The organism is Deltaproteobacteria bacterium, assembly GCA_040223695.1.
Classification (GTDB): Bacteria; Desulfobacterota_D; UBA1144; order Nemesobacterales; family UBA2774; genus JAVKFU01.
Window position 1 is genome coordinate 217,799 of record JAVKFU010000009.1, and the last position, 12,478, is coordinate 230,276.

Consider the following 12,478-nt stretch of genomic DNA (forward strand, 5'->3'; position numbering starts at 1 on the left):
TTTTGCGACCTGAGAACATGAACAAAGAAGATAAATTCCGCTCCGGTTTTATAGCGGTTATAGGCAGGCCGAACGTCGGCAAGTCAACGCTTATTAACGTCGTGGTGGGTGAGAAAATCGCAGCTGTCTCCGAAAAGCCGAATACTACACGGAACAGGATCTTGGGAATAAAGAATATGCCCGATGCCCAGCTTGTATTTCTCGACACGCCCGGAATACACAAAGCGCGGGGCAAGCTCGGTAAGGCGATGGTGCATACCGCGATGTCCGCCGTACAGGAGGCGGACGTGATTTTAACGATGGTCGAGGTCAAGGAGCCTTTCGGCAGGGGGGATAGCTTTATAATCGAGAGCCTGCCGAAGCCCTCCATCCTGGTTATAAACAAGATCGATACGGTGAAAAAAGGCGAGATACTGAGGATAATTGACGAATCCGGCAAATTTGAGGGCAAGTTCCTGGAAGTAATCCCTATATCCGCGGTCAATGCCGACGGGATTGACGACCTCCTCAAAACGATAGTGAAATATCTGCCGGAGGGTCCGAAATACTTCCCGGAGGATATGATCACCGACCAGCCGGAGAGATTCCTCGCTGCCGAGCTCATCAGGGAAAAAATATTCAGGTTGACTCACGAGGAGATTCCCTACAAGACCGCCGTAGCGATTGAGGAATTCAAAGACGTCCCGGAGAAAAAACTCGTAAGAATTTCGGCGCTCGTGTACGTGGAGAGAAAAAATCACAAGGGGATTATTATCGGTAAAAAGGGAGAGATGTTAAAGGAGATAGGCACTCAAGCTCGCGCCGATATTGAAAGAATACTCGGCTCCAGGGTGTTTCTTGAAATATGGGTCAAGGTAAGCGAGAAGTGGACCGAGAGGGAAAATCTCATAAGGGATTTCGGGTACGGCAGCTGAATTCGGACAGGAACTTCGACCGGTTCATTGGTTCTAAATGCGGATTGCCGGGCCGTTGAATTAAGATAGATCTGAAGCTCGTTTAATTGGTTTATTTTCCTGCCTAGCTATCTATTTCCCCTTAAAAACGGGCTTCCTCTTCTCGGCGAAAGCCCTCTGACCCTCTTTATAATCCTCGCTGTTCTGTACGTCAAGCGTCAGCTGTTTGATAAGCTCATCGTCATCCTCGCTCACAACGAGGCTTTTTTCCCATACCCCCGCCATTGCTTTAAGCGCCTTTAGCGAGAGAGGGGCATTCTCGGTAATTTCCTCCGCCATATCGCGTGTGAATTTTTCGAGTTTATCCGAATGTACCACGAAGTTGACCAGTCCCATGTCCGCCGCCCTCTCGGAGGATACGGGTTTTCCGGTGAGAAAAAGCTCTTTGGTATATCCGGGCCCTATCAGGTTCAGAAAGCGCCTTACGCCCGAATAGGAATAGACAACCCCGAGCTTCGCGGGAGGCATTCCCAAAAGACAATTATCGGCTGCTATCCTGATGTCGCATGTCGCTGCAATCTCGAGACCCGCGCCGAACGCGTGGCCGTTTATCATGGCGATAACCGGGTAGGGGAAGTTCTCGATTGATTCCACCGCCACCGGAAGGGGGTTATTCCCTTCGTGGTTCCTTATCATATCGTCTTCGCGGATAGCGTTTATGTCGTATCCCGATGAAAATGCCTTATCTCCAGCCCCCCGTATTATTACGCATCTGACGCTCCCCTCTTCCTTTAATCTTTTCAATTCCGAATCCAGCCCCAAAAGCATTTCCGGAGTGACCAGGTTTCTCTTCTCGGGACGGTTTATGGTGAGTGTGCAGACGCGCCCGTTTTCATCTACGATAAGTTCCTTCGGTACCGGCATTAGAACCTCAGAATAAATCAAATGAATTTAACAGACAAGTATCTTCGCGGCGCTCTCTTTGTCAAATACGGAGCTGAGTGAGGCCGTTTAACTAGAGCTATTTGAAAAAGTTGGTTATTATTTATCCTTTATAAAGTCAGGAGAGTGATAATATGCCTTTATTTGAATATGAATGCGACCATTGTATAGAGAGGTATAACAGGGATATAGACGCCCTTGTTGCGAAGCTGAATAAAACAAACGCTTCTAAAATAATGAAGAATAATACCGGTTTTACTCATATTGAAGTAACCGATGACGAGAAGGGTAAATTGCTGTTTTCGCTCGGAGAGAAGAGCGATAGCAGAAGCGCCAGAAGATTTCGTTACAAGCTGGATAAGAACAGAGTGCTTTCCCTCGAGCTTAAGAATTTCAGATTCAGCTCTCTGGTTTACGATAAAGATGATGAAAAGGATATCTCTTGTCCCCTGTGCGGCGGTAATAAAGTGCAGAGGGTTTTTTCAACTTTCAAGGCGATTTTCGAGGACAAGAGCAAGAGAGCGCCCGGCCCCGGAGACGAGCTTAAATGGCACCTGGAGTACAAACAGCAGAAAGACGAGGAAATGAGGAACGACTGGGTCGGACAGGATCATCTAAATCAATATTTCAACAGATAATTCAGCCTACGGGGGTAAATAAATGCCGCTTTATGAGTACGAGTGCACACAATGCAGGAAAAACGTTGAGGATTCCTTAAGAGAGATTGAAAATAAAGTCACCAAGAAGAAGGTCTCAGGCCTGGTGAAAAAATATGACAATATAAACCATATCGGCGTGCTCGATCTGGAGAATGAAAAAGTTCTGGCCGAGCACGGAAAGCGTGACAGGGACTGTGTGGACCTCGATTTCTTTTTGAACGAGGGAGCTCTGCTGGTCTTGTTCAATCTACAGAAGAATTTCCGTTTCTCCGAGCTTATTTACGATGAAGAGGATGAGAAAGATCTGAAATGCCCGTTCTGCAGAACCAGGAAAGTCGAAAAAGTTGTGTCGAGCTTCGCGTTCACGAGTGATCTTTCAACCGATATGCCCAAGCCCGACCTGTCAAACCTGCCGCCGTCGGTAAGGAACAGGACATTCATCGGCGACTATATAGAGGAAAAAGACAGGCCGAAGAAAAACAGGTAACGGATGCCGGACGATCTCGTCCCGCTACGGCTAACTCAAAGTCTTACGGTTTTTACAAGGTTCGATATCGGGGTTTAATTTCCGTATCCGGGAGATTGCAACTTTATTCTGTACCACTACCCCGGTATGTTTCACGGGGTTTTCCGAACCTTTTCCCCAGTTCGTTGTAGATGTCCCCGGGGGTGATTCCAAAATATGAAAGAGCGATCAGGGAATGGAACCAGAGGTCCGCTGTCTCGTATATGATCTCTCCCCTGTCCCCGTTCTTGGCCCCGATAATAGCTTCAGCCGCCTCCTCCCCGACCTTTTTCAATATTTTATCGAGCCCCTTCTCGAATAGTCCGCTTACGTAAGAGTCCTCGCGCGCGTTTTTTCTCCTGTCCTCTATAACGTTGTAAACCTCTTCCAGGGTCTTTCCCGTACTCTCTCCACTGAATGAGGGAGCGCTGGTGTCAGCCCCCTGCTGCGATGTATAGAAGCACGTTCTCTGCCCGGTGTGACACGCTACACCGGTTTGTTCGACCAGCACCAGAACGGTGTCGAGGTCACAGTCGAAAAATATGTCTTTCACGTCCTGAACATTGCCCGATTCCTCCCCCTTCATCCAAAGCTCCTGTCTCGACCTGCTCCAGAAATGGGTTTTTCCCGTATCGAGTGTTTTCTCAAGAGATTCCCTGTTCGCGTAAGCGAGCATCAGCACCTGTCCGTTTTTTATGTCCTGCACGATAACCGGAACGAGCCCTTTGTCATCGTATTTAATTTCGTCTAAATCCATTTGAGTTCCTCCGATTTGTTTATATTAACCCAATAATCAATGAATTCCGAGAGGAGTTATCCCTCCGGCTTTACTTCCGCGCCGATATTACTTATATTTATAATTCGTAAAATTTCTGATCAGGGGGGACGCTCGGATGGCAAGAGTAACCATAGAGGATTGTTTGGAGAAGGTAGTGAACAGATTCGCGCTTTCAGTGGCGGCGATGAAGCGGGCAAGGCTGCTCGTTAAGGGTGCCGCGCCGCTTTCGGAAGAAACGGATAATAAAGAAGTTGTCACGGCGCTCAGGGAAATCGCCGAAGAAAAAGTAAAGGTGATATACCCCGTAGGCCAGGACGAATACTGAGTATCCTTTTCCCGGTCAATCGAGATTCATTTTATTAAACTGTACCCTCCTGCTGTGTTTTGGTTTGCGATATTCCCCCCGGCTTTTCTAATTAAGCTACGCTGTCAATCGTGAGCCGTGGCCGTTTCCCGGTACGCGGGGCAATTTCAATCCAGCCTGCTCCCTTCAATATCCGCTCTCCCGTCAGTAAGCTTGTCGGCTGATTTATGCAGTATATGTTTTCAATCGCTTCCCGAAAGGATATATTTCACGTAACAACTTAACAATATTGCGGAGAACACGCTTCGGATGATTCAGGTTGGTATCGATACGGGCGGGACATTTACTGATTTTGTATTCTTTGACGGAATTAGGCTTTTCACCCATAAAATATCCTCCACTCCCGACGACCCTTCCAGAGCAATAATGGAAGGTTTAAACGAGGCCCTGGGAGCGGTATTAAAAGACGTGGAAATAGTTCACGGCACCACTGTCGCAACCAATGCCCTCCTGGAGCGTAAAGGAGCGCGCATAGCCCTCGTAACGACCGAGGGATTCGAAGATCTAATAGAGATAGGGAGACAAAACCGGGGGGAACTCTACAATATATTCTGGGAAGCCCCCGGACCGCTCGTTGAAAGGGTGTTAAGGCTGGGTATAAGCGAGCGGACAACCTTTGAGGGGAATATAGCCAAGCGTATAAAACTCGGTGACCTTAAAAAACTGCTTGCGAAGTTAAAAAGGCTGAATCCCGAAGGGGTGGCAATATCGTTTCTTCATTCTTATATGAATTCCGAGAATGAGAACCGTGTGGCCGACTATCTGAAAAAGTCCGGACTGCCGCTTTCCGTTTCTTCCCGGATACTGCCGGAGTTCCGGGAGTACGAAAGGACTTCGACCATCGTGGCCAATGCCTATCTTCTGCCTAAAGTGAAGGCGTACATGAGCTCCCTGACCGAGAGTATCTCTGCCCGGGGAGGCTCGAGTGATAAAATCACGATCATGCAGTCGAGCGGAGGAATTATCTCGCCCGGACAGGCCGGCGAGGAGCCCGTTCGTATTCTCACTTCCGGTCCTGCGGGGGGGGTAGTGGGAGGATTTAAAGTAGCTCAAATGACCGGTTATGAGAAAGTCATGACCTATGACATGGGCGGGACATCGACCGATGTCGCGCTCTGTGACGGCAGTCCGAAATTCACAACCGAGACGAATATAGACGGGATACCGATCAAGGTTCCGATGATTGATGTCCATACTATAGGAGCCGGAGGAGGCTCTGTCGCTTATGCGGACACGGGAGGGGCTCTGAAAGTCGGTCCGCGGAGCGCGGGGGCGGACCCCGGACCCGCCTGTTACGGGAAGGGCAGGGAGCCCGCCGTAACAGATGCCAATGTGCTTCTGGGCAGGATAGACCCGGAATGGTTTCTCGGCGGAAGAATGAAGATTTATCCAGGAAAGTCGGAAGCAGCGCTCAGAGCGGTGGCGAAAAAACTAAAATATTCCGTTAAGGGGCTCGCCGAAGGGGTAATAAAGGTCGCCAATGCCAACATGGCGAGGGCGCTCCGTGTTATTTCGATCGGCAGGGGGTATGACCCGAGAGAGTTCGCTTTGCTTTCGTTCGGCGGGGCGGGCGGGCTTCACGCCTGCGAGCTTGCGAGCGATATGGGAATGAAGACGGTAATATTCCCCGTGGACCCGGGGGTTCTCTCCGCGCTCGGAATGCTTGTGGCGGATTCTTTCAAGGATTACGGGCTTACGCTGTTTTTAGGTGAAAACGGCAGCCGGATAAATGAGCTTGAGGAGAATTTCAGGGTTTTGGAGGCCAGATCCGGAGAAGATTTCCCGGGCTCCGCGGTAAAGTTCGAGCGGTACGTTGATGTGCGGTACAAGAGACAGGCTCACGAGGTTACGGTCCCTTACGGTAAAAATTTTGTAAGGTCGTTTCACCGTACGCATAAAAAGATGTACGGATATATGAAGCCCGAGAGCGAAGTTGAAGTCGTAACCTTACGATTGAGAGCCATAGCACAAAAGAAGAAGCTCAAGCTGCCTCTGCTTAAAAATAAAAAGAAAGAGATCAGGCCCGTTAGGAAGAAAGTTCTTTTCGAAGGAAGAGAAATTAAGGTCGATACTTACAGAAGAGAGGATTTTTACCCGGGCTATAAATTCTCGGGACCCTCACTTGTACTCGAGAGTACTTCCACGCTCTTTATTACCCCGGATTATAATTGTGAAATCGACACGTGGGGTAATATAATAGCCCGAAGCTGATTCAGGTGGGGGGAGGTTGCAGGGGGCGTATATTTTTATGACCTCGGCGTGGAAGCAGAAGCACAGCTAGTGTTTATTGAATTTTGGCTTTAATATGTGACTATAAAAGCTGAAAAAACAAGGAGAGTCCGGAGTAAAGTGAGAAAATCCGATAATTTAATCCTGGGAGGCGGCGTAACCGGCCTTGCCGCGGGTTGGGTATCGGGTCTCCCCGTGTTCGAGGCTGCCGAGGTCCCGGGCGGTATCTGCTCGTCGTATTACCTCCCGCCCGGAAGCAAAAAACCCCTCTTCAGGGCCCCTGAGGACGGAGAGGCGTACAGGTTCGAAATCGGGGGAGGACACTGGATTTTCGGAGGCGACCCGGCTGTTCTCAGCTTTATAGAATCTCTGGTCCCATCTAAATCCTACAAGAGGAAGTCCTCGGTTTTCTTCAGCAAACAGGGCCTCTACGTTCCTTACCCCATACAGAATAATCTCGGCTATCTGGGAAAGGACGTTGCCGCAAAGGCGATTAGTGAAATAATAAACGCCCCTGACGGCACGCCGAAGACAATGGGGGACTGGCTCGAAAAGAGTTTCGGGAAAACCCTGATGGAGCTGTTTTTCGCCCCGTTTCACGAGCTCTATACGGCCGGGTTGTGGACCAGGATTGCCCCTCAGGACGCTTATAAATCCCCGGTCAATCTCTCAATCGCCCTTAAGGGCGCAATCGACAAGGCGCCTCCGGCGGTCGGATACAACGTGACCTACGTTTACCCCAGGGAAGGACTCAACACGCTGGCTCAGAGGATGGCGGATAAATGCGATCTCCGCTACGGCAAGCGGGTTACACGCATTAATATTAAGAAGAAGGAGGTTTTATTTTCAGACGGCTCGGGCGCGAAGTATCAGAATTTGATCTCCACTCTGCCGCTTAATAAGGCAATCGGGATGGCGGGCCTCCGGGTGGATGAGGAGCCGGCTGACTATACCTCGGTCCTGGTTCTGAACATCGGCGCGACCAGGGGCGAAAAATGCCCGGACGATCACTGGCTCTATATTCCCGACAGCGAATCCCGGTTTCACAGGGTGGGTTTTTACAGCAACGTGGACGTGTCCTTCATGCCTGAGTCCTCGCGTAAAGATAAGGACAGGGTGAGCATCTATGTGGAAAAGGCGTATCAAAACGGCAAAAAGCCCAATGAAAAGGAAATAAAGAAATACTCCGGCTCCGTCGTAAAAGAGCTTAAATCATGGGGGTTCATCTCGAAAGCCGAAACCGTCGACCCCACGTGGATTGATGTGGCCTACACATGGTCGATGCCCGGCTCCGGGTGGAAGGAGCAGGCGATAGGCGAGCTTCAGAATCACGGCGTATATCAGATAGGCCGCTACGGGCGCTGGGTCTTTCAGGGGATCGCCGAGTCCCTTAAAGACGGCTTCTTCATCGGCGGTGCGCTGGGGCCTTCTTAAAAGGGTTCTATAAAATATCTTTTGTCGAAAATTGGCGTGTCTATAATAATTCAACGCTGCATTTATCTTCTTGAAATGTACTTCATTGCGCTTTTCAGACTTCCCCCTTCCTTTAAATAAACTAAAGCTTTTCTATATTTTTCCAGGATAAAATTGTTCTTGATCTCGATGTTGCCTTCCTTTAGCTTCTTGCAAACAGCTAGACCGTAGCCTTCGGGAGTTTCGATTTCCAATATTTCGTAATTACTTCTAAATAACACACTCTTCAAAGTATCGAGGATAATCCTCGGTCCCCACCATCCGCATTTGTTCGGAAAGATATCATGAAAAATTATCAGCCCTCCTTTTCTTACCTTGCCATTATAAATGTTATAGTCGTTCAGAGTTCCTTTATAGGTGTGATCTCCGTCTATAAACAGGAGATCGATATTCTTGATTTGAGATAACAATTTGGGGGCCACGTCAGTTGAAAATCCTTTGATGAAATTGACTCTATGCATAAGCCCCGCTTTTTCAACATTTGTCTTCGCCAACTCCAGTGGGTTTTCAATATCAATTGGCAGATTGGGGTTGTTGATGTGGGGAAGAAAGTTGTCTATGGCGTACATATTGCCTTGGGTTTGTTTATTGTCTTCGATTGCTTGGGCAATACAAATGGCCGAGTATCCGATAAATGAACCTATCTCCACAGCAACCTTGGGTTTTACGTTTCTGGCCAGAGCGTATAGTACTTCTCCTACCTCGGGATAAATTGATATCGGGTGTGCAAAAGCCGAATTCGACAGCTCATCTAGCACTCTGTTAATCTTGGTTAATATAACTGATTCCTCTTTTGTATTTGCTCGCAGTATGGCTACTCAACAAAAATTCGTTAATCGGGTTATTTCAATTATCGACCGTATTGTAGAATACCGCTTCATATTCCTCGCTCGTTTTGCTAATATCATAATTTTGTTTCACAAATCTTACAGCGGGATCGGTGTTATGTTCATGCTCAAGCAGCTTGATAGAGTTTTTTACAAAAGCGTTTATTTCTTCTTTTTCCGAAGTTACGGGTATGAGTGTGCAGTAGTTCTCAACGTATTCCTTTATTGCTCCGACGTCCGATGCAATTACCCGGACGCCCGCCGATACCGCTTCTAAAATTGTAAGCGGTGCGCCTTCGTAGAGAGAAGGGACAAGCAGCAGATCCGTTGAGGCCAGAACGTTTTCAATATCGTGTCTGTGAGTGAAATTAAATACTTTGCGGGAGAGGTCGTGCTTTTTAATGAATTTCTTTACCCGGTTTCCCAGGTGTCCCGACCCTATCATATAAAAAGCGCATGAATCGTATTGTAGGGAAATCTGTCTTGCAATTTCTAAAAACATGACCGGTCTCTTTTGCTCGGAAAGCCTGCCGATAAATCCTATCAGCTTGCGGCCTTTATCCAGCCCGATTTCTTCTCTGAAGCCGTTATTGTTACTCCGGCTTTTCATATACCTTTTCGTGTCTATGCCGTTTCTGATGACGGAAAGCTTGTCCGCGTCCACTCGATAATTGGCCGGCAGATATTCCCGCAAGTTCTCAGATATCAGGATGCTGCGGTCTATAAAGGGATGGACGTACTTATTTGCGCTGATGTCGGGGTAGCCCCCTCTGAAGCAGTAGGGTTCAAGGACATGCAGCGAATCTACGACCTTTAAATCGGGCAGACTTTGTTTAATGCAGGGAAGATTTTCATAGACCCAGAGAGAATGCGTATTAAATATTATGTCCACTTTGTTTTCCTTGAGATAGTCTATAAAACGCTCCATACGGTCTTTCTTGTTTATGGTGTGCAGGTAAAACGGCTTGTTTATATTGATCTCAAAAATGTAGTCCCACGTCCCACTTGCTTCGGTGGCGATTATATGAACTTCGTTCCCTTTTTCTTTTAACCGATGCAGGATGTCGAAATTAATTTTTGTGACCCCGCTTACATCAAGGAAACACGTTGTATAGGCTATGCTCAGCTTCTTCGGCATTTGGCTCTTTTTGACAGGTAATGGTTGTTGATTTTATCAATAAGTTTCAGACGGGTATCGGGGGGCAATCTCTTGAATAATATCCTGAGTCCCTCTATTGCCGTACCTTTAATCAGGGATAAAAAAGCGGAAATGACATAAGTTACATTCTTGACCGCCAGTCGCGCCAGGGTTTCTGTCCATAACATGTAAGGCCTTTCGCCCGCGTTCTTTTTTAAATTCTCGATGTATTCAAGGTCTTCAAACTTCCCGAATCTCTTGTCGAAGAAGTCGATTACGGATTTAAGTGTGAGAATGGAATGAAAGTAATCCCCGGATACCAGTAGTTTGAGAGATAACAGCAATATAGATAGCTCCTTGTATAGAAGGCCCAATGCCCTTTTCGGGAACGGAACGTGTTTATTCATTAAATACAGCATGTTTCTGTTGGCGTAGTACGCCGTGTTGAATCCAATTTTGAAGAGCCACGGGACATGCCATATCCTCGAGCCCGGTACCGACGCCACTTTGTACCCCTTCTCTCCGAACCTGATATTCCAGTCAACATCGTCACAATAAATAAAATAGTTCTCGTCCCATATTCCCACATCAAGGATAGCCTCGGCCGATACGCACAACGAGCAGCTCGATATCGAGTCTACGATAAAAAATTCCTTTCCCCGGGCGTTATCCGGTATGGATTTTTTGTCATCATGGAATCTGCCTTTCGTGAGGTCTATGAAGTACCCCGCTTCAAGGAATTTGTCTTTGTCGGTCAGATCGTACATGGCCGATCCGGCTACGGCGATTTCTTCCGAAGACTCGAGCACGCGAACGAGTTCACTGAGCGCCCTGCTGTCCACTTCGACGTCGTTATCCAGGAGCCACAAGTACTTGTATACGCCTTTCCCGAGCGCGTACTTTATCCCGGTATTAAATCCGCCCGTCCCTCCGAGATTTTCCGGGTTGACGATAATGTGAACGCCGGGAAATGCTTCTTTGACGGCTTCTGCCGTGCCGTCGGTTGAAGCATTGTCCACGACAACGATATCGTAATTGTCATAATCCAGATTCTTTAATGTATTGAGCAGGTTGAGAACATCTTCCCTCTTCTCCCAGGTGACTATTATTATTCCTGCTTTCGGGTGTTGTGGCATGGTTGAGCGGTAAAGAAGATAGCACTACTGTTAGTATCTTTCAGATATTCAGCATACAGCTAACAAAGATTCGGTGTCAAGCGGGTTTACTTTTCATCGATCGAGGTTATGTACGGGTTGATTCGGCTGTTTTGTCAGATTTGGGAGCTTCCCGTCAATTTTCCCCGTAGAATAGCTTCTCCATATACTTAGAGCCGAGTTCGGGGGAAAGGACAGGGTTGTCGTTCAGTCTCCAATCGTTCGTATCGTAATTTACCAATTGCATGTATTCATGATATAGAGGTTTATAGAACTCTACATCTTCTGGAGTAAACCAATCTCTCCAGTTTCCGTATGCTTTGGATCTTTTTACTCTTCCAAATTTTTTCGGAATATCGGCCTCGTCATCAATTGAAAAACCGAGATATTCATTCAATTTCTCGATTTTGTTATCTATAAGGTCTTCATATTTAAAGATGAACCAATCTCTTTTAAGGATTTTAGAGATGAATCGATATCTGGTTATTTTATTAATCAAATTAAACATATCACTATTCATCTTTGTATGATAATTTTTCAACTCGTCTGTATTCAAGGTCATCCCATTTATTTTAATCCGGTCAAGTACAGAAAATGGAATGGAATTCGGATTCTCTTCTTTCATCTTGACTGCTTCTAAAGCATTTTTGAAACTTTCTTTTTGTGGATCGTGTCCCTTGAACCACTGGTAGAGGAAACTACTTATAATAACGTCTCTCGGGTCTCTTGTTATCCATATTTTTTTTTCGTAGTTATAATAATCTTCGATTGTTTCAGGGGTGGTATACCACTCGGAGGGGTCGAAGCCGAAAAGGCATTTTGTTACAATATTGCCGGGTTTCTCAATACTTTTATCTCGTACTTTTGGTTCAAATATGACTTGGGTGGATTCTCCGAGTGCGCTTGAAATCTTATAAGTAAGAATGGTTGTTCCAGTTTTTGGGATGCCGTAAATAAGTACCTTCATCTTCTTCATTAATATCTTTAAGTATGAGCCTCTGTAGTACGGTATGTCAAATTTTTTCATCTATGACATTTCATTATTTCTAAGACAGAAGATCTTATCAAGCAAGATGAATTTTAAATCAGGGTTTCTTTTGAACCATTTGAGGAAGTTCAATAAATATCGGAGCCCCTGTCCGGGAGGCGTCATGGGTACGAACGGAACGGTTTTCTTGTCTGTGGCTTATTTTGTCGATGACTTCACCAGCTTTAAATATTTACCGTAACCCCATCTGAGGGGCGCGGTAATCTTCCAGCTCATTGTGTTTCTCATACCTTGTAGTTCTTCTGTCGAGGCTATTAGTTCTTCTGTCAATGCATGCTCCTGAGCCTGCATAGCGGCCTTCAACTTGTCTATTTCCTGTTTGAAGCTCTTCTGCTCTTGATTGAGCTGTTTTTGATACTCAACCTTCAACGTAAGTCGTTGTGAGAGATTGAAAAAGAATCTTCTGATTGCTAGAGCTTCATCCGGTGGCGCTTTCAGGAATTTCTGAAAAACTGCCGGCTGCTCTTC

General features: G+C 46.8%; 13 protein-coding genes. 6 read left to right on the forward strand and 7 right to left on the reverse strand.

Annotation, left to right across the window (positions count from 1 at the left end; translation table 11 throughout):
• The first annotated feature begins 17 nt into the window (after window positions 1-17).
• Window positions 18-914, forward strand: a complete 897-nt coding sequence (gene era / locus RIG61_02620; GenBank protein ID MEQ9618049.1) for a GTPase Era — start codon at window positions 18-20, stop codon at window positions 912-914.
• 111 nt (window positions 915-1,025) lie between these two features.
• Here the strand turns inward: era and RIG61_02625 are convergent, their stop codons facing one another.
• Window positions 1,026-1,817, reverse strand: a complete 792-nt coding sequence (locus tag RIG61_02625; GenBank protein ID MEQ9618050.1) for an enoyl-CoA hydratase-related protein — start codon at window positions 1,815-1,817, stop codon at window positions 1,026-1,028.
• 152 nt (window positions 1,818-1,969) lie between these two features.
• Between RIG61_02625 and RIG61_02630 the strand changes: the two genes are divergently transcribed.
• Both RIG61_02630 and RIG61_02635 read left to right on the forward strand, forming a co-directional pair.
• Entirely contained in the window at window positions 1,970-2,473 is a 504-nt protein-coding gene (locus RIG61_02630) for a hypothetical protein (protein MEQ9618051.1), read from the forward strand.
• Window positions 2,474-2,495: 22 nt separating this feature from the next.
• Window positions 2,496-2,981: a hypothetical protein gene (locus tag RIG61_02635; protein MEQ9618052.1), complete on the forward strand. Its 486-nt coding sequence runs from the start codon at window positions 2,496-2,498 to the stop codon at window positions 2,979-2,981.
• A 103-nt stretch (window positions 2,982-3,084) separates the two neighbouring features.
• On the opposite strand, the gene hisIE is transcribed toward RIG61_02635, so the two are convergent.
• Window positions 3,085-3,756 carry a bifunctional phosphoribosyl-AMP cyclohydrolase/phosphoribosyl-ATP diphosphatase HisIE gene (hisIE, locus tag RIG61_02640; GenBank protein ID MEQ9618053.1) on the reverse strand — a complete coding sequence of 224 codons (672 nt, stop codon included), beginning with the start codon at window positions 3,754-3,756 and terminating at the stop codon, window positions 3,085-3,087.
• Window positions 3,757-3,892: 136 nt separating this feature from the next.
• Between hisIE and rpoZ the strand changes: the two genes are divergently transcribed.
• From rpoZ to RIG61_02655, 3 genes are all read left to right on the forward strand, one after another.
• Window positions 3,893-4,102, forward strand: a complete 210-nt coding sequence (gene rpoZ, locus RIG61_02645; protein ID MEQ9618054.1) for a DNA-directed RNA polymerase subunit omega — start codon at window positions 3,893-3,895, stop codon at window positions 4,100-4,102.
• A gap of 288 nt (window positions 4,103-4,390) precedes the next feature.
• Entirely contained in the window at window positions 4,391-6,352 is a 1,962-nt protein-coding gene (locus RIG61_02650; protein MEQ9618055.1) for a hydantoinase/oxoprolinase family protein, read from the forward strand.
• 138 nt (window positions 6,353-6,490) lie between these two features.
• Window positions 6,491-7,804, forward strand: a complete 1,314-nt coding sequence (locus RIG61_02655) for an FAD-dependent oxidoreductase (GenBank protein MEQ9618056.1) — start codon at window positions 6,491-6,493, stop codon at window positions 7,802-7,804.
• Between the two features lie 62 nt (window positions 7,805-7,866).
• Here RIG61_02655 and RIG61_02660 read toward each other — a convergent pair whose 3' ends face one another.
• The 5 genes from RIG61_02660 to RIG61_02680 all read right to left on the reverse strand — a co-directional run.
• A complete protein-coding gene (locus RIG61_02660; GenBank protein ID MEQ9618057.1) occupies window positions 7,867-8,601 on the reverse strand; it encodes a CmcI family methyltransferase in 735 nt (244 codons plus the stop codon).
• An 88-nt stretch (window positions 8,602-8,689) separates the two neighbouring features.
• Complete coding sequence (locus RIG61_02665; GenBank protein MEQ9618058.1) at window positions 8,690-9,808, reverse strand: glycosyltransferase family 4 protein; 1,119 nt, start codon at window positions 9,806-9,808, stop codon at window positions 8,690-8,692.
• A complete protein-coding gene (locus RIG61_02670) occupies window positions 9,793-10,944 on the reverse strand; it encodes a glycosyltransferase family 2 protein (protein MEQ9618059.1) in 1,152 nt (383 codons plus the stop codon). Before RIG61_02670 ends, RIG61_02665 begins: the two co-directional genes overlap by 16 nt.
• Before the next feature lie 154 nt (window positions 10,945-11,098).
• Window positions 11,099-11,989: a hypothetical protein gene (locus RIG61_02675; GenBank protein ID MEQ9618060.1), complete on the reverse strand. Its 891-nt coding sequence runs from the start codon at window positions 11,987-11,989 to the stop codon at window positions 11,099-11,101.
• Window positions 11,990-12,148: 159 nt separating this feature from the next.
• A partial coding sequence (locus tag RIG61_02680; protein MEQ9618061.1) for a hypothetical protein occupies window positions 12,149-12,478 on the reverse strand: 330 nt, incomplete at its 5' end.

Coding starts and splice junctions, on each gene's coding strand:
- era (MEQ9618049.1), top strand. CDS start 18: ATGAACAAAGAAGATAAATTCCGCTCCGGTTTTATAGCGGTTATAGGC.
- RIG61_02625 (MEQ9618050.1), bottom strand. CDS start 1,817: ATGCCGGTACCGAAGGAACTTATCGTAGATGAAAACGGGCGCGTCTGC.
- RIG61_02630 (MEQ9618051.1), top strand. CDS start 1,970: ATGCCTTTATTTGAATATGAATGCGACCATTGTATAGAGAGGTATAAC.
- RIG61_02635 (MEQ9618052.1), top strand. CDS start 2,496: ATGCCGCTTTATGAGTACGAGTGCACACAATGCAGGAAAAACGTTGAG.
- hisIE (MEQ9618053.1), bottom strand. CDS start 3,756: ATGGATTTAGACGAAATTAAATACGATGACAAAGGGCTCGTTCCGGTT.
- rpoZ (MEQ9618054.1), top strand. CDS start 3,893: ATGGCAAGAGTAACCATAGAGGATTGTTTGGAGAAGGTAGTGAACAGA.
- RIG61_02650 (MEQ9618055.1), top strand. CDS start 4,391: ATGATTCAGGTTGGTATCGATACGGGCGGGACATTTACTGATTTTGTA.
- RIG61_02665 (MEQ9618058.1), bottom strand. CDS start 9,808: ATGCCGAAGAAGCTGAGCATAGCCTATACAACGTGTTTCCTTGATGTA.
- RIG61_02670 (MEQ9618059.1), bottom strand. CDS start 10,944: ATGCCACAACACCCGAAAGCAGGAATAATAATAGTCACCTGGGAGAAG.
- RIG61_02675 (MEQ9618060.1), bottom strand. CDS start 11,989: ATGAAAAAATTTGACATACCGTACTACAGAGGCTCATACTTAAAGATA.